At 57.4% G+C, this 16322-nt stretch carries 18 protein-coding genes; 10 read left to right on the top strand and 8 right to left on the bottom strand.

The window, feature by feature from the left end:
- The first annotated feature begins 140 nt into the window (after nucleotides 1-140).
- The 3 genes from Q2T52_RS08870 to Q2T52_RS08860 are packed head-to-tail and all read left to right on the top strand — an operon-like array spanning nucleotide 141 to nucleotide 1713.
- Nucleotides 141-293, top strand: a complete 153-nt coding sequence (locus Q2T52_RS08870; protein ID WP_302076348.1) for a DUF2256 domain-containing protein — start codon at nucleotides 141-143, stop codon at nucleotides 291-293.
- Nucleotides 290-1288 (top strand): NAD(P)/FAD-dependent oxidoreductase, encoded by a 999-nt coding sequence (locus tag Q2T52_RS08865; RefSeq protein WP_302076347.1) that lies wholly within the window; start codon nucleotides 290-292, stop codon nucleotides 1286-1288. Before Q2T52_RS08870 ends, Q2T52_RS08865 begins: the two co-directional genes overlap by 4 nt.
- Entirely contained in the window at nucleotides 1285-1713 is a 429-nt protein-coding gene (locus tag Q2T52_RS08860) for a DUF3429 domain-containing protein (protein ID WP_302076346.1), read from the top strand. The genes Q2T52_RS08865 and Q2T52_RS08860 overlap by 4 nt, the downstream gene beginning before the upstream one ends.
- Here Q2T52_RS08860 and Q2T52_RS08855 read toward each other — a convergent pair whose 3' ends face one another.
- The 5 genes from Q2T52_RS08855 to Q2T52_RS08835 form a co-directional block, all read right to left on the bottom strand.
- Entirely contained in the window at nucleotides 1714-2418 is a 705-nt protein-coding gene (locus tag Q2T52_RS08855) for an SDR family NAD(P)-dependent oxidoreductase (protein WP_302076345.1), read from the bottom strand.
- Nucleotides 2419-2471: 53 nt separating this feature from the next.
- Complete coding sequence (locus tag Q2T52_RS08850; protein WP_302076344.1) at nucleotides 2472-4013, bottom strand: cryptochrome/photolyase family protein; 1542 nt, start codon at nucleotides 4011-4013, stop codon at nucleotides 2472-2474.
- Nucleotides 4014-4074: 61 nt separating this feature from the next.
- Nucleotides 4075-4413: a hypothetical protein gene (locus tag Q2T52_RS08845; RefSeq protein WP_302076343.1), complete on the bottom strand. Its 339-nt coding sequence runs from the start codon at nucleotides 4411-4413 to the stop codon at nucleotides 4075-4077.
- 151 nt (nucleotides 4414-4564) lie between these two features.
- On the bottom strand, nucleotides 4565-4813 hold the full coding sequence (locus tag Q2T52_RS08840) for a hypothetical protein (protein ID WP_302076342.1): 249 nt from the start codon (nucleotides 4811-4813) through the stop codon (nucleotides 4565-4567).
- Nucleotides 4810-5202, bottom strand: coding sequence for a DUF2325 domain-containing protein (locus Q2T52_RS08835; protein ID WP_302076341.1), 393 nt, complete (start codon nucleotides 5200-5202; stop codon nucleotides 4810-4812). The genes Q2T52_RS08840 and Q2T52_RS08835 overlap by 4 nt, the downstream gene beginning before the upstream one ends.
- Nucleotides 5203-5420: 218 nt before the next feature.
- On the opposite strand from Q2T52_RS08835, the gene Q2T52_RS08830 reads away from it, so the two are divergent.
- Nucleotides 5421-7565 carry an HAD-IIIC family phosphatase gene (locus Q2T52_RS08830; RefSeq protein ID WP_302076340.1) on the top strand — a complete coding sequence of 715 codons (2145 nt, stop codon included), beginning with the start codon at nucleotides 5421-5423 and terminating at the stop codon, nucleotides 7563-7565.
- Nucleotides 7566-7661: 96 nt separating this feature from the next.
- Here Q2T52_RS08830 and Q2T52_RS08825 read toward each other — a convergent pair whose 3' ends face one another.
- A complete protein-coding gene (locus Q2T52_RS08825; protein WP_302076339.1) occupies nucleotides 7662-8093 on the bottom strand; it encodes a hypothetical protein in 432 nt (143 codons plus the stop codon).
- A 227-nt stretch (nucleotides 8094-8320) separates the two neighbouring features.
- Between Q2T52_RS08825 and Q2T52_RS08820 the strand changes: the two genes are divergently transcribed.
- The 5 genes from Q2T52_RS08820 to Q2T52_RS08800 all read left to right on the top strand — a co-directional run bounded on the left by Q2T52_RS08820 (nucleotide 8321) and on the right by Q2T52_RS08800 (nucleotide 13512).
- Complete coding sequence (locus Q2T52_RS08820) at nucleotides 8321-9682, top strand: NAD(P)-dependent oxidoreductase (protein ID WP_302076338.1); 1362 nt, start codon at nucleotides 8321-8323, stop codon at nucleotides 9680-9682.
- A gap of 20 nt (nucleotides 9683-9702) precedes the next feature.
- Nucleotides 9703-11016 (top strand): NAD-dependent dihydropyrimidine dehydrogenase subunit PreA, encoded by a 1314-nt coding sequence (gene preA, locus Q2T52_RS08815; protein WP_302076337.1) that lies wholly within the window; start codon nucleotides 9703-9705, stop codon nucleotides 11014-11016.
- Between the two features lie 137 nt (nucleotides 11017-11153).
- Nucleotides 11154-12740, top strand: a complete 1587-nt coding sequence (locus Q2T52_RS08810) for a HEPN domain-containing protein (protein ID WP_302076336.1) — start codon at nucleotides 11154-11156, stop codon at nucleotides 12738-12740.
- 200 nt (nucleotides 12741-12940) lie between these two features.
- Nucleotides 12941-13141: a type II toxin-antitoxin system VapB family antitoxin gene (locus Q2T52_RS08805; RefSeq protein WP_302076335.1), complete on the top strand. Its 201-nt coding sequence runs from the start codon at nucleotides 12941-12943 to the stop codon at nucleotides 13139-13141.
- Nucleotides 13138-13512 carry a type II toxin-antitoxin system VapC family toxin gene (locus tag Q2T52_RS08800; RefSeq protein WP_302076334.1) on the top strand — a complete coding sequence of 125 codons (375 nt, stop codon included), beginning with the start codon at nucleotides 13138-13140 and terminating at the stop codon, nucleotides 13510-13512. Before Q2T52_RS08805 ends, Q2T52_RS08800 begins: the two co-directional genes overlap by 4 nt.
- Before the next feature lie 158 nt (nucleotides 13513-13670).
- Here Q2T52_RS08800 and Q2T52_RS08795 read toward each other — a convergent pair whose 3' ends face one another.
- Both Q2T52_RS08795 and Q2T52_RS08790 read right to left on the bottom strand, forming a co-directional pair.
- Nucleotides 13671-14432, bottom strand: coding sequence for a hypothetical protein (locus Q2T52_RS08795; RefSeq protein WP_302076333.1), 762 nt, complete (start codon nucleotides 14430-14432; stop codon nucleotides 13671-13673).
- A 166-nt stretch (nucleotides 14433-14598) separates the two neighbouring features.
- Entirely contained in the window at nucleotides 14599-15102 is a 504-nt protein-coding gene (locus tag Q2T52_RS08790) for a hypothetical protein (RefSeq protein ID WP_302076332.1), read from the bottom strand.
- 246 nt (nucleotides 15103-15348) lie between these two features.
- Here Q2T52_RS08790 and Q2T52_RS08785 point away from each other — a divergent pair, with 246 nt between their 5' ends.
- On the top strand, nucleotides 15349-16317 hold the full coding sequence (locus Q2T52_RS08785) for a GGDEF domain-containing protein (protein WP_302076331.1): 969 nt from the start codon (nucleotides 15349-15351) through the stop codon (nucleotides 16315-16317).
- The last annotated feature ends 5 nt before the right edge of the window (nucleotides 16318-16322 follow it).

Below are 16322 nucleotides of genomic sequence, written 5' to 3'. Positions count from 1 at the left end.
CTGTTGCGGCAGGTTTAGGAGGCCCGAGATCGCAAAGCAACACCTCACGGAACGCGCAGGCTCATAGCAATGGCGCCGTGCGGTTGATCCAAGCACGAAACCAAGACGTAATCACCGTCGTGTGATTGCAGCGTGAAGCCATGCCGAAAATAGTTCCCAAGAGCCAACTGCCGAGCAAGACCTGCCCTCGCTGTGGACGCCCCTTCGTCTGGCGCAAGAAATGGGCGCGGGATTGGGAAGCCGTGAAGTATTGCTCCGAACGTTGCCGGAGCGAAAAGGGAGCCGCACGATGATCAAACATTCCGTTGCCATCATTGGTGCCGGTATTGCGGGTCTAGCCCTGGCGCGCAGATTGTCCGGCTTTGCAGAGGTCACGATCTTCGAGAAGAGCCGCGGCACAGGCGGGCGGATGGCCACGCGTCGCGGTGAACACGGAAGCTTTGATCACGGTGCGCAATACTTCACCATCCGCGATCCCGCCTTTCATGACGCTCTCGAGCCGATGCTGGACAACGGCACCGTACAGGCCTGGTCCGAACCGCTGCATCGGATGGGTGCGGATGGGCAGGTTGAAAAACTAGAAGATCGCTCGCCACGCTTTGTTGCCGTGCCTTCCATGACGGCACTCGCCAAAAGCTGGGCATCAGCACTTAACTTCCAGACGGAAACCCAGATCCGGAAGATATCAGGCGAACCCCGCCGTTGGTTGGTCGAGACGGAGGATGAGCGGTTCGGTCCGTTTGACTGGGTGATATCCTCAGCACCCGCGCCGCAAACCGCAGCCTTGATGCCATTCAAAGAGCCGGAACAGGCAATGCTGCGAGAGGTGCGCATGAATGGTTGCTTCACAATGATGATCCGTCTGCCGGACGACGTTCTCTTGCCCTTTAACGCATGTCAGGTGGAACACGATAGACTCAGCTGGATTGGCGCCAACAATAGCAAGCCCGAGCGCGACGCCGCGCCCTGCATCATCGTGCACGCCAACAATGAGTGGGCCCAGACCCATCTCGACAGTGCCTTGGATCAGGTCCGCGAAAACATGCTTGCCGCCCTGACGACGATTCTGCCCAACCTGCCGCTTGCATCTGCGATGAATGTAGCCCTGCATCGCTGGCGATATGCGAGCGTCGAGCAGCCGCTTGGTGAGGCCTTCCTGCTGGACGAAGACCGGCAGTTGGCCGCTTGCGGCGACTGGTGCATGGGCAATCGCGTTGAGGCGGCGTTCATCAGCGGACATCGGCTTGGCGACGCCCTCACCTCTATCATCAAGGAGAATGCGGCATGAACCTGAGCAGCATCAGCCTCACCGGTCTGCTCACCTTTAGCGGCGCGATCCCGTTTGCGGTTCTGGCCATTCCGCATCTTCCGCTGATCGATGAAGCGCAGCGCGTGAACGCATTGCTAGCCTATGGCGCTGTCATCGCAAGCTTCATGGCCGGCAGCCTGTGGGGATTGGTGCAACGGGATGGACAGCCGCCGGCTGGAATATTGATTGCCAGCAATGTCGCAGCACTACTCGCCTGGGCCACTCTGTTGATGGCGCCGGGGCGAATGGCCCTGATGATCCAGTTTGTCGTGTTTGCCGGCCTGTTGCTCGTCGATCGCGAACTGACAAGCGCTTCGCAAGAGCCGCGCTGGTATTGGGACATGCGGATCCGCATCACGGCCATTGTCAGCGCATGCTATGTGGCAGCAATCCTTTTCCTCTGATCACCACTCGATATCACTACCGTCATAGGCGAAAAAGCGACCGGTCTGCACAGGCTGCAATCCATCCAGCACAGCCAGCAGATTGCGCGCCGCCTCATGCGGTTCGGTGCGGGCGTGATTGCCGGAATATTTCTCCGACAGCGTGGTCGCGACAGTGCCGGGATGCAGAGGCACCAGCACGGATTGCGGATGCGTGCGGGCAAGCTCGATCGAAGCCGTTCGGACGATCTGGTTCAACGCCGCCTTCGAAGCGCGGTAGGAAATCCAACCGCCCAGCTGGTTATCGCCGATCGAACCGACGCGGGCGGACAGGAAGCCCATCAGCGCCCTTTCCTTACGCGCCAGCAACGGCGCAAAGTATTTGAGCACGAGCGCCGTGCCGACCGCGTTCAGCGAGAACTGCTTCATCATCGCGTCCGCCGTGATCTGCCGCAGCGATTTCTCCGGACCGACACCATCAATCGTCAGCCCGCCGGTGGCGCAGAAGATCAGCTGAAATTCACCGGAGAGACGGGAGGCGGCGGCCGCGACACTTTCCTCGCTGGTCACGTCCAGCCCATCACCGCTACGCGACAAGGCAATCAGTTCGCCGCAGGCTGGATCTGCCTGGACCGCAGCAGCAATTGCGCTGCCGATGCCGCCGCTGCGACCGATCACGATGGCGCGGTATCCATGGGCAAGAGAGTTCATCAAAGCTGTCGTCATGATCGTCCTCCTGGTCGCAAGCCATTACGTCAGCGCCGGGCGAACAGTTCTCTTCAGACGCGCTCACCGCGATCCATTTTCTCCAGAAAGCGCCTCGCTGTGCTGCGATAATCCTGACGCTGTGCGTCGCTCATCCGCCGCCATGTCGCATAGGGTTGCGCAAGCCTGCGATTGCCCAATAGCTTTTCGCCGTTGCGATCGAGAAAGTCCCAGTAGAGCGAATTGAAGGGACAGCTCCCCTCCCCTGTCTTCTTCTTCACGTCGTAGCGGCAGTTCTGGCAGTAGTCCGACATCTTGGAGATATAGTTGCCGCTCGCCGCATACGGCTTGGAACCCAGCACACCACCATCGGCAAACTGGCTCATGCCGATGACATTCGGCACCTCCACCCATTCATAGGCATCTGCATAGACCTCCAGATACCATTCGTGCACGGCATGCGGATCAAGCCCGGCAAGCAGCGCGAAATTGCCCGTCACCATCAGCCTTTGAATGTGATGGGCGTAAGCGTGCTTAATCGTTTCATCGATGACCGTGGCAAGGCAGGCCATGTCCGTCTCTGCGGTCCAGAAGAAATCCGGCAAGGCGCGTCGGGCATCAAGGAAATTACTGTGCACGTAGTCAGGCATCTTCAGCCAATAGACGCCGCGTACATATTCCCGCCAGCCAATGATCTGGCGAATGAAGCCCTCCACCGCATTCAGCGGCGCCCGGCCTTGCGTATATTCCGCCTCCGCTCGGCGGCAGACCATGAGCGGATCGAGCAAGCCGATATTGATGTAGAAGGAAATCAGCGCGTGATTGAGGAAGGGATCGCCTGATAGCATGGCATCCTGCGTCTCACCGAACTGAGGCAGGTGATTTTCGATGAAGGCATCAAGCGCCGTCTCTGCATCGGCACGCGTGACGGCGAAATCGAACCCCTTGAGGCTGCCGATATGCCCGCCGAACCGCTCCTCCACCAGCGCCAGCACTGTCTTGGTCGTCTCGTCAGGTGAAAACGAAAGACGTCTCGGACGCAGCAGATCGGGCTTGGCGGGCTTGCGATTTTCAGCATCGAAGTTCCAGCGGCCGCCCACCGGCGCGTCCCCCTCCATGAGCAGGCCGGTGCGGCGGCGCATTTCGCGATAGAAGAACTCCATCGTCAACTCCCGGCGCCCCTCGGCCCAGGCCCGGAAATCCGCATGCGCGCAGAGGAAGCGATGATCGGGCCGCATCTCGACGGGAATGCCCGTCAACTGCTGCCAGGACTTGATGTCCTCCAGCACGCGCCATTCGCCGGGTTCGGTCACGACAATGCGCTCCGGTGACAGGGCCTCGACGGCCCGGCGAAGTTCGGCACCGAAGGAGCTGCCGTTGTCGGGGTCATCCAAGGTCACATAGCGAACCTGAAAGCCTCTCGCACGCAGCTCTTCCGCAAAATGGCGCATGGCGGAAAAGATGAACGCGATCTTGCGCTTGTGGTGGCGCACATAAGTCGCCTCCGCCATCACCTCGCACATGAGGATGTGATCGCGTTCCGGATCGGCTCCATCAAGACTGGAGAGTTCGGGCGACAGTTGATCGCCCAGGATAAAGATGAGATTGCGGACCATGCACATCCCGATGGCAAGATTATCTTGACACCGGTTACGCGGGATGGGGTTGGCCGGATCTTCAGCGTGTCAGCATGCCGGCCTTAAGCAGCTTCTGGGTATCCTGATCACCGAGCACAGCCAACGCTTGAACGCAGAAGGCACCACGGTCCGCTTGGAACTGTTCCACGCTTTGCTGCACGATGGCTGTGGTCCGGGAGCGCAGTTCATTCGGTGTAAAATAAAGATGACGGCCGATTTCAGAGACTTGCTGATGCAGGCGATCGGGATTGAAGGTGAGGCCCGGACAGTTCCGGTTTGCAACCATGAACATGGAATAGGCGAGGAAATCGTCCACCAATTCCGCGCGGTTTTCCTGAGCCCAAACAGGAAGGGAGAGCATGCTGAAGATCAATGCCAAACACATCCGGATCATGGCCAGATACCTCCTGATGAAAACATCCGGCGAAATGATCCTGACGGCAACCTAAAGTCACGTTAGCTGTCAACAAAGCGTAACCGCCGCAGAAAACTGCAGCGGTTCAACTGTCAACTGCATCGATATGAGACAATCAGCGCGAAAGGCCTATCTGGCGCAACGGGATGATTCGCCCAGGCTCGTCCGCAAGCTCCGATGGACGCGGCGTATGCGGCATTCGTGCACGACCGATGGGAAAGCGAAGAATGCGGTCGCCATCGGCAAGTTCATCCGGACGGCTCGTCAAAAGGGCGTAAAGTTCCGGCACCAGACCATCGCCATTCTGCTGCGCGAGCTTATGCAGACCGATAAACATCGTCAGATCGTTCTGATCGTCATTCATTGCTGGGCATTCCGTTCCTTCATGGTCTGCAAGGCCCGCTCCAAGCTTGACTTCGACCCGTTGCGAAGCGGAATGAAAGCCTTGCCGAACTTCTTGCAGCCGGTTTTGACCCTGAGACATGCATCATGGCTGATACAGTCGATGGGGCAGAACACGCAGTCGACTGACGGCAGCACCGTATCGATCCGGGAAACGGCCTCTCTCAAACCGCCATCGTGATGAATGAGTTCAGCACCGAAATCGCTGGCGATCTGGCGCAAATGCGCCACCTGGCAATCGCGCCCGCCGACATAAAGAAAGCTTTTCACGCCCTGAGCCTGCTCCGACTTGTTGGTCGCCTGCTCACCGCTATCGCGCTGATTTGTCTTGCGCTTGTCCTTCTTCGCCACGTCTCGGTCTTCCTTTGATCCGTGCCCACAGGGGCGATATGACGGGCACCATAGATAACATGATAAAAATAGTAAAGATTAAGCTCGCGGATTTCTCACGAAAGCGATGGCGGCCTGTAGCGATGTCGAAAACACGCACTTGCCTAGAGAGTTTCAAGCTTCAGGCAAGACCTTCGCGTTACAATGCCGCGTAGAGCATCATTATCGAAGAGGGACATATGCTTTCAGGTGTTCATTATCTCTCCCGGCCGGATAATGCCCGGCATCTGGTGGCTTTGCTGCACGAGGGAGAAAACGGCCTTCTGGAAGTGCGGACAATCCAAATGCGCTGGCAATCGCATATGCCGCAGACTGCATTTGCTTTGATTGATGCCAATGCCCCCACCTCATTGGATCAGCGCCTTCTCGCATTGGCCGACGACATCAAGCTTGACAGCCAGCACCTCAGCCTGATTGCAATCGGCCGCGGGGTCGATATCGCGCTTTCTGCCGCAGTTCAGGCGGAGAAAAAGATCGCCGCCGTGATCGGCTTCTCCGCCCGGTTCGAGCGGATTGATAGCTGGACGCAGAAAGTCCGCAGCCGTCCCTCAGTGTTTCTCGTACACGGAGCACTTGACGCATTGGTGCCGCCGCCGGAATTCATGAGCAGCTTCGAAAAGCTCGGTCGCGCCGGTCTTCCCACCTTCACCTGCTTCCAGCCCGACGCAGGTCCGGAGTTGCAGGCTTACGGCGTAGATTCGGCCATGTACTTCCTACACGGCGTGACAGCTGCTCTGCCGCTGCCCGCCACCAAGCAGCCCCAATCCCGTGAAGAGCTGGCGAAATCGATCAAAGCGATTATCTGGGATCTTGACGATACGCTGTGGGACGGCACGCTGGATGACGTCGGCGACATCAAACTGAAAGAATTCCGCGTCGAAGCCATCCGCCGCCTGAACGGCCATGGGCTGATCTCCGCCATCTGTTCCAAGAACGATTTCGAAATCGCCAAGGCAAAACTGGAAAGCCTGGGGCTTTGGGATGATTTCGTGTTTCCGCGCATCAACTTCGTGCCGAAAGGTGCTGCGCTGAAATCGATGATTGATGACATGCAGTTGCGGCCGAAGAACTGCCTCTTCATCGACGACAACGCCGTGAACCTGGCAGAAGCGGTCGCGACCCTTCCTGATCTCAACGTGCTGGATGCCACAAGCGAAGAATGCGATCTCTTCCTGCACGCCCTGTTGGAGGCGCATGGGAGCGTCACCAAGTCGCGCGTCGAGGATTACCGCGCATTACAGAACCGCGTAACCGAAAGCCAGCAACACGAAGGTAGTCGCGAGGAGTTTCTGCATTCCTGCGATATCCATATCGTTCTGGTGGAATCAGCCGATCTCATGGACTTTGCGCCGCGCATCGAAGAGCTGATCAACCGCACGAACCAGCTCAACTTCTTGAAGACACGCGTAAAGCCCGGCGAAATCGTGGCACTGTTGTCGGAGCCCTCGCTCTATGCGGGCTTTGCCCTCTTTGCCTGGGACAAGTTCGGCTATCACGGCCTGGTCGGTTTCATGGCCGTGGAAACCCGCACGAAGCGGCTGCTGCACATGGCCTTCTCCTGCCGCATCATGCATATGGGCATGGAAAGCTTCATGCTCGCGCATGTGCTGCAGCGGTATCCGGCGCTGATCATACCGGAGCAGGTTTCCATGCCGGCAGGCTACGCGACCTGGATCAAGCTGGAGGATTACCACGACGCGGAAATCCGCGAGATGATCCTGCGCAAGGAAAATAGTCTGGAAGTCGATCCTGCCAACATCCGCATTCGCTTCATGGCGCATTGCCATTCCGGCGTATTCGCCCATTTCTCAGGGCTGCGCGACGTGGCGGAAGTGGACAACTTCCCCCGCATTTTTGCGCTTCCGCTGGTGCTGACCCATGGTCATCTAATCCAGAATTTTCCGGACTATCTCGTCTATTACAATGGCATCGACTACATGGACAAAGCCTGGCGTGACCGGCTGCCGGAAGTGGAAAATGGCCTTTACGAACAATGCGCCGAAACCCTGGCCCAGCATCTGGCTGCGACAGGCAAGCGCATGCTGGTTTTGACCACGCCATCGGATCTGCCGGATGATCTTTATTGGCTGGAAGCCGGCGTCACGCGTCAACGCGTGGAAACCTTCAATGCTGCGTGGCATGCGGTCGCAAGCCGCCACGACTGCATTGACATGCTTGACGTGGAAAGCCTGATCGGCCCAGAGGGAATGGTGGACTCCATGCATTTCAAGGTGGAGGCAAGCCAGGTATTGGCCAAGGAAATCGCCAACTGGTACGCCGCGCAAACAGCCGCGGACGAAAGCAAACAGCGCCTCGCATCGTAAACCGGTACAGCAGCGAACATCAAAGACCCCGAGATGCGGATGCGCCTCTCGGGGTTCATTTTTTGACGCCAGGCAATGGATGTCGGAGGGCAGTTTTTACAGCGCGTAGCGCGCCGTAATGCGGCTTTCGATGATCATGGGCGTTGCGCCCCGCAACCGCTTCAGCGTGGTCTGCGGTTCGGAAATCCCTGCCAGCGCATCAATGAATTCGCGATGTTCCGGGGACGCAAAAGCAACTGCCATCTTGCCATCCGCCAGATGGCGCTTGGCGCAGGTAATGAAGATCTCGCGATCACCGAGAACGAGGTAGAACTGGTCGGTCAGGAAAGGCAGCAGCTCGCCCTGCAGGATCGCCCCACCCGTTGACAGCCTCACGATGCGCACCTGCATGGAAGACGAAACCTTCATGCCGCGCGAATAATAGACGGCTCTCGCCTGCAAATCCGTATCGCGGAATTGCAGATCCACGCGGGGTGTAGGCCGGTTCAGCCCTGCGAGAGAGTGACGAGACTTCTGCGTGTCGGCCATGCGTCGCAACCCTTGGATGCCGTTAACTGTCTGTTAGGCATAAAGAACGCGAGACTGCGCCGCAATCTCGAACAGTCTATCAGAATGCGCTGAAGCAAGCCCCACGCAAGCTTCAGATCCGGGATTTGCGTTCTGCCAATTCAGCAAAATTTGACCGATTGATAAAAATTTTGGCCGTGCTACGCTCTGCCTCAGTTGCATAGAAGTCCATAAAAGAGGGAAGCAACATGCACAGACTGGGAAGCGGTATCGCGGGAGGCCGTCTGGCGCCCGCGGAGTACGAACAGAATTTTTCAGACCTACATCCGCGCTTTGACAAGCACGAAGCGCTGGTGGCATCCGACAGGTGCTATTTCTGTCATGACGCGCCGTGCATGACGGCCTGTCCCACCGAAATCGATATTCCGCTGTTCATCCGGCAGATCTCGACGGCCAATCCGCTGGGCGCTGCCCGCACCATCTTCTCCCAGAACATTCTGGGTGGCATGTGCGCCCGCGTCTGTCCCACCGAAACGCTGTGCGAGCAGGCCTGCGTGCGCAACACGGCAGAGGACCGTCCGGTCGATATCGGCCGCCTGCAACGTTACGCCACCGATATTGCCATGGAACAGGGACGCCAGTTCTTCCATCGTGGGGCAGCGACCGGCAAGACAATCGCGATCGTCGGCGCGGGTCCGGCGGGCCTTGCCTGCGCCCATCGGCTGGCCATGCACGGCCATACGGCGGTGATTTTCGATGCACGCGAAAAGGCGGGCGGCCTCAACGAATACGGCATCGCTACCTACAAGGCGCCTGATGATTTCGCCCAGAAGGAGGTGGATTATCTGCTCGCCATCGGCGGCATCGACATCCGCAACGGTCAGGCGCTGGGCCGCGATTTTTCGCTTCAGGATCTGGCTGCCGATTACGATGCGGTGTTCCTCGGGATCGGTCTTGCGGGCGTCAACGGTCTCGGCATCGAAGGCGAAGAGCTGGCAGGCGTGGATGATGCGGTGGATTTCATCGCCTATCTGCGTCAGGCGGACAACAAGGCGGATGTGCCGATCGGTCGCCGTGTCGTGGTTCTCGGCGGCGGCATGACCGCTGTTGATGCCGCCGTTCAGGCCAAGCTTCTGGGCGCGGAAGAAGTGACCATCTGCTATCGCCGCGGCAAGGAGCATATGAATGCCTCCGAATTCGAGCAGGATCTCGCCGCCTCCAAGGGCGTCACCATCCGCCACTGGCTGGCGCCGAAGCGCATTGTCGGCAAGGACGGCGCGGTCGCTGGCATCGAGCTGGAATATACCGCGCTGCGCGACGGTCACCTCGTCGGCACCGGCGAGACGGGCGTGATTGCCGCCGACCAGATCTTCAAGGCCATCGGCCAGTCCTTCAAGGCCAGCGGCCTGGGCGCGCTGGCCATGGAGAAAGGCCGCATCGTGGTGGACGATCACTGTCGCACCTCCATGGAGCGGGTCTACGCCGGGGGCGATTGCGTCAGCCGGGGCGAGGATCTGACCGTTTCCGCCGTGGCCCATGGGCGCGACGCCGCCGAAGCCATTCATTCCGCCTTTGCCGTTGCCGGGCAACCGGCTGTGGCCGTTGCCTGAACCCGGTGGAGGATTGAACAATGGCTGATCTGCGCAATAATTTCGTCGGCATCAAATCGCCCAACCCCTTCTGGCTGGCCTCCGCACCGCCCACTGACAAAGCCTATAATGTGGAGCGCGCCTTCAAGGCGGGCTGGGGCGGCGTGGTGTGGAAAACGCTGGGCTCCGAAGGCCCGCCGGTCGTCAACGTCAACGGCCCGCGTTACGGCGCGATCTGGGGGGCTGATCGCCGCCTGCTGGGCCTCAACAATATCGAACTGATCACTGACCGGCCTCTTCAGGTGAACCTGCAGGAAATGAAGCAGGTGAAGATGAACTGGCCGGATCGGGCGCTCATCGCATCGATCATGGTGCCTTGCGTGGAGGAAGAGTGGAAGGCCATCCTGCCGCTGGTGGAAGAAACCGGCGCAGACGGCATCGAACTCAACTTCGGCTGTCCGCACGGCATGAGCGAGCGCGGCATGGGGTCTGCCGTCGGTCAGGTGCCGGAATATATCGAAATGGTGGTGCGCTGGTGCAAGCAATACACCCGCATGCCCGTCATCACCAAGCTGACGCCGAATATCACCGATATCCGCAACCCGGCCCGCGCCGCAAAACGCGGCGGCACGGATGCCGTCTCGCTGATCAACACCATCAACTCCATCACCTCGGTTGATCTCGATAATTTCGCACCCGTTCCGAGCGTCGACGGCAAGGGCAGCCATGGCGGCTATTGCGGCCCGGCGGTGAAGCCCATCGCGCTCAACATGGTCTCTGAAATCGCTCGCGATCCGGAAACCTACGGCCTGCCGATCTCAGGCATCGGTGGCGTGACGACATGGCGCGATGCCGCGGAGTTTCTCGTTCTTGGGGCTGGCAATGTGCAGGTCTGCACCGCCGCTATGACCTATGGCTTCAAGATCGTTCAGGAAATGATCTCCGGCCTCTCCGACTGGATGGATGAGAAGGGCCACCGCTCGCTCTCCGACATCACCGGTCGCGCCGTTCCCAACGTGACCGACTGGAAATACCTGAACCTCAATTATGTGGCGAAAGCCCATATCGATCAGGACGCCTGCATCAAATGCGGCCGCTGTCACATCGCCTGCGAGGATACCTCGCATCAGGCGATCACCAGCATGGTGAATGGCGTAAGGCACTTCGAGGTGATGGAAGACGAATGCGTGGGCTGCAACCTCTGCGTCAACGTCTGCCCGGTCGAAAACTGCATCACCATGGTGGGTCTGGAACCGGGAACGCTCGACCAGCGCACCGGCAAGGTGGTGGAACCCACCTACGCCAACTGGACGACGCACCCCAACAACCCGATGGCTCAGGTGGCTGCGGAGTAATCGGGCTTAGGGGAGAGATTGGGCGGGGTGCTGCGGCGCCCTGCTTTTATTTAGTTGTAGACATCTCGTGTTTTATCTCCAAAGGCGAACGGCACCCAGCTAATCATTACAGACTGCATCATTTGGAGTTGGAAATTATGATTGGGCTTGAGCTTGTCCGCGTAAAGCATCTTGATCCTCGTTTGGTGGCTTTTACGCTCAATGTTAGTGACGATCGCGCTCAAGATATACTTCGCCACAACGCAGAGCCCAATCCTGAGGAGGCGGCAGCACTATACGAGTTAGAGTATAACCTGAACCAGATTGCGTACCAACGTGCCGAAAACCAGATTATCGAGTGGGGCGATATTTTCAGGCTGGGTTTAAACACTTCGCCTGAAGGCAAAAACATTTTTACCGAGATTCGAGCGAAAATAGGCGCGGATGAGATATCGGAAGGTCAAATCGACGCAGTCGAACGATCCATTTCAAAACTCGCCTTTGAGTCGTTTCCCTTTGCGCTGCTAAATGTAAATCCTTGGGGCTTTGACTTTGGGCGCCGGGAACTACCGCAGTTTGTCAGGCGCTCTTTGCTTTTGGAGTTCATGAACGCTGTTCGAGGTGACGAATCGCTGATGAAGCTGTTCCCAGATGGTGCTCCGAACGAATTTAGCATGAGCACTCAGATATTTACCTCATTTGGAACCAGTTCAAGTGTCTATCTACATATGTTACATGAAAACATTATCAGAGCGGCAATTGGGCTAATGCAATTACGCAGTCAATGCAGCCCTAGAGATCTACAACTCAACTCCGTAGAAATGCTAAATATTCTGCGCAAAGTTGCGAACGGGGAAACCGCTTATCTGCCAGTCATCGACGTATTCGATCTGGTGGGGATACCGAAAAATGCTGAAATAACAGTTCAAGGTAAGACACTTCGCAGCATACCTCGCGACTTCCACGACGCGATTCCGCCATCAGCACGACCTGCGATTATTTCAGAGCAAGCGAGCCTCGGATGTATGCTCGTTCGTAAAGCACCCTTCTCAGTACTTTTGGCTCAGCACGAATCCGAATTCAACCCGGAGGCGGGCTCGCCTATTGAAATAACAGTTGGCTCCGAAAAAGATCAAGTGCGCGTCTCACTTGTGACGGCATTAGCGATTAACGACGACGTAGCAACGGCAGCGCGTTTCAGGTCAACGATTTCAATTGACCCTATCAATGGCATTTCGCGGAGATGGACTCATTCAAAGTCACCGCTTGGCGGCCACCATCTGGCTACCGAAGAAGAATGCATACAGCTGGATACGCTGTTCAAGAATATTGAAAGTTTAGATCTCGATCATATACAAGTTGCTATTAAGCGCTATATCAGCGCGGTCATTAACAGAAGTGATTTTCATGATAGTTTGATTGATGCCGTGATAGGTCTGGAAAGCTTGTTCGGCGGAAAATCTGAAATTACATTCCAGGTTTCCGCGGGGGTCTCGGCTCTTCTTGGTAAATCAAACACAGAACGCAAAGCCATTTTCGAAGAAGTAAAGAAATTTTACAATGCTCGTAGCTCGATCGTCCACGGAGATCAGAGTCGGCTTGCGAAGCTCGATATTCCTAAAGAACGCGCCAAAGCCGTGAAATTCCTAAAGAGATGCCTCTTAAAACTTGTAGAAGATAGAAACGATCTTCTCGGGCTTAAGAGCGACGCCCGAGTTCAAAAACTCGTTCTCGAAGAGAAATGAGTTGGCCCCTCAACCCACCCTCAAGCTCTGCAATTCATCCTCCTGCGCCACTCTTGCCGCGTCCGGCATGCGCTCGATCACCCGCAGGTAAGCTTCGGCGGCACGGTCGGGGCGGCGCTTGCCCTGCTCCCAACAACAATTTATAGGCGTAGAATTTGGCACCAAACGGTGCTATATTTAACGCTCAGGAGGGCCCCGCCATGCGATCCACAATCAACCTCGATGACCAGCTTCTCGAACGCGCCCGCGCCCTGACGGGGACAAAAGAAACGGCAGCGCTCGTGCGACAGGCCCTTGAAACGCTAGTCCGTGTGGAGTCCGGCAAGCGCCTGATTGCACTTGGTGGATCTATGCCCGATGCGGAAGGCGCCCCGAGGCGCCGCAGTGACGCCGCAAAATGATCTTGGTCGATACATCGATCTGGATCGATCACTTCCGATCGCCGGATGATGAGCTGCGGCGAATCATCGAAGAAAATCGACTCCTGTGCCATCCGTTCGTCATCGGAGAACTGGCACTCGGCAGCCTCAAGAACCGAAACGAAGTACTCGATGTTCTGTTGGCCCAGCGGCAAGCCGTTGTTGCCACCCATGAAGAAGTCATGCTGCTGATCAATCGCCATTCCATCTTCAGCATGGGAATCGGCTATACTGACGCTCACTTGCTGGCGTCAGTGCTGCTGGATCGCGGCACCGCGCTTTGGACGAGAGACAAGCGGCTGATGGCAGCAGCCCATAAGACCGGCGCGTCGGCGCATGTGCAGTTGAACTAGCTGCCCAGCCCCGCACCGCTTCCCTCGGCCAGCTAACCATCGTTGAACCCACCTACGCCAACTGGACGACGCACCCCAACAACCCGATGGCTCAGGTGGCTGCGGAGTAATCAACCTTCATGGCATCCGGCGCTCCATCGCGGGCGCCGATAGCCCAATCAAGATGCAGCGGTGTGGGTCAGAATGGTCTGCCCCTTCAAGGCCAGGGCAAAGCTCGGCACATTCAATGTGCCATCGGCATTCCACTCCAGCAGGGAGCCCTTGACATCCGTCTGTCCCGCAATCGCCTGATAGGCATTGGTCACAAGCGATTTGCTGTTCGCGAGCCAGTTATCGACAGATGCCTTATAGGCCGCGTCGGTGCGATATTGCTCGCTATTCGCTCGCTGTTTGAAAACGTTATAGACCGATACCGTCGTATCAAGCCACTCAACCGCCTTCGGCATTTCAGAAGTAACCTTGTCATCCATCATCTGCTGGAGGGATGACGGCGTACGCATATGATACTTTAGCACCGTCTCGACAAACTCGTTGTAGTCTTGCATGAGCTTTGCGTGCTCAAGAACGCGTTGTTTCGAGATTAACCGAGTTGGGAACAACTGAACCCGCTCAGGTTTTTGCTCCCAGAATTTGTCCGTCGAATTCTCTGGCGGTTTTTCAACCGCTTCGCTTTGGAGCAGATGTCCCTGCTCATCGACCAACCGGCCTTCAAGATCACGCGGTCGTCCCAATATGTCGTAATAGGGGAATTTCGGTTCCGCTGTATCGCTGGCGGAGCCAGCTGCAAACTCATCTCCGCTCTCCGAAGCCGGAGAATGATTGGAAGCCTCCGACACAGCGGAAGCGTCAGGAGTCTTACGGGCAATATCAACACGAGGAGGTTGAATGAACGGAGATGCATAGGAGTTGGTTATCTGCATGTTCAATCCCGTAAAGGTCGCGTTCTAGCAATGCCAAACACTACCCTTGCGATACTTGCGCGAAGCTGAGATCGCCTTATGCGGGATCAACGCAAGAGGTTGCGCTCTGACACCGCAGCGATAGATGCCCGGAGCATTCTAACCCTCAAGTTCCTCGCAGCGGCAACTACTCTCTCCATGCCTTCAGGACACGGACGCCTTCGCCGGCTCTGCCTGGCCAAAGCTGCAGAAGATAGCGGTCGTCGCCATCAAGGCCATCATCACTCAGCGTATCCAGTCCTGCCATGCTGACCCTAAAGTGAACAAATCCGGGCGGTACCGCCAACCGGTGTGCCGAAGAGATATCATCCATCAAACCGGCAAGAATGAGAGTGCCTGAAGGGCAAGAGAAGACAGCCTCGACCACATGCTGATAGGCCGGATCAATGGCAGGAGGCGCGGCATGCCATTCCACCGTGACGGGCACGCCCATATTGCGCGCCGTATGGACAACGACAGCATAGGGACCGGCCATCAGACGCTGCTCGACAGCCTCAGCCGTGTATTCATCCGGCAGACCGAGATGATCTGCATCTGCCAGATACACCTGAAAATAATCGGCAAAGAGGGTACCCCGAAACAGCGTGGCCGGGGCGGAGTGTCCGGGAAATGCCGAGCTGATCACTGCCATACCTCCCATCGTCAAAACCTTGCGGCGAACCATTGGCATCATGTTTTTGGCCCCGGCACCGACCAACATCGTGAGACGACAGATAGCGCAACGCCCCTCAATTGAAAGGAGGCATCGTAGCCTCCTGTATCCACGATCGCCCTCTCCGCGGCCCGGCTACAACAGCGCTCGCTAAACGAAGTTTAAAGTTATGCGCCCTAAGCTGCCGTCAATCGGAACATTATTGTCGACTTAACGGTGGCGTTTATGCCGAATATTCTGCGGTCATGGCTCGACACGCGCCGCAAGGCATCCCCGGATTCAAAGCCAATTCTGCGCAACTCCGCCCCCGGCGATGACTTCGGAGACCTGGAGACGGTCATTGATCGCTCCTTCAAGGCTGCGCGGGTTGGCATCTGGGAATGCACTTTGCCAGACGAGACGCTGCGCTGGACGGATACGGTGTTCGAATTGTTCGAGATCGAACCGCAGTCGGCAATCAAGCGGGACGATGTCGTCGCTCTCTACGCCCCCGAATCCCGCGCAGAATTGAAACTTGTACGCGACAAGGCGATCCGCGACGGCGAAGGTTTTTCCCTGGATGCCCGGATCACCACCGCCAAGGGAAACCCGCGCTGGATCCGGATTACCGCCATCGTCGATCAGATCGATGGAAAGTCGGTTCGCCTGTTCGGCATGAAGCAGGACATTACCGCTGAAAAGCTGATGTTCGAACAGATCCGCCGCATGAGCGAAGTGGACGGACTAACCGGCATGGCATCCCGCATGAAGTTCGAAGAACTGTTCCGCAAGATATGGGAGCAGCCCACGGACTTTCCGCATGCCCTGTTGCTGATCGACCTTGATGGCTTCAAGGCCGTGAACGACAAGCTGGGGCATCAGGCCGGGGACGAATTCCTGCGGCTGACTGCGCGTAGGCTTGAAGAAGCCGCCCCGGACGCCCTGACCCGTGCGCGACTGGGCGGCGACGAATTTGCCATTATTCACGCATGGAAAACGCGGGATGCATTGACGGCATTGACCAGCCAGATCACGCGGGCGCTGGACGATCAAAGCTCACTCATCGGCCACGGCATCAAGGTCAGCGCGTCGGTGGGCGTTGCCACGATCGACCCTGCGAGTACACCCGAACAGATTTTTCTCCGCGCTGACAGAGCGCTTTACCGGGTTAAAGCTGACGGAAAAGCTGCCTTCAATCTCGACATCCAGCATTGAGACGG

Origin of the sequence: Rhizobium oryzicola (assembly GCF_030504645.1) — a bacterium.
Taxonomy (GTDB): domain Bacteria; phylum Pseudomonadota; class Alphaproteobacteria; order Rhizobiales; family Rhizobiaceae; genus Neorhizobium; species Neorhizobium oryzicola.
This window is presented reverse-complemented; position numbering and strand designations above follow the sequence as displayed.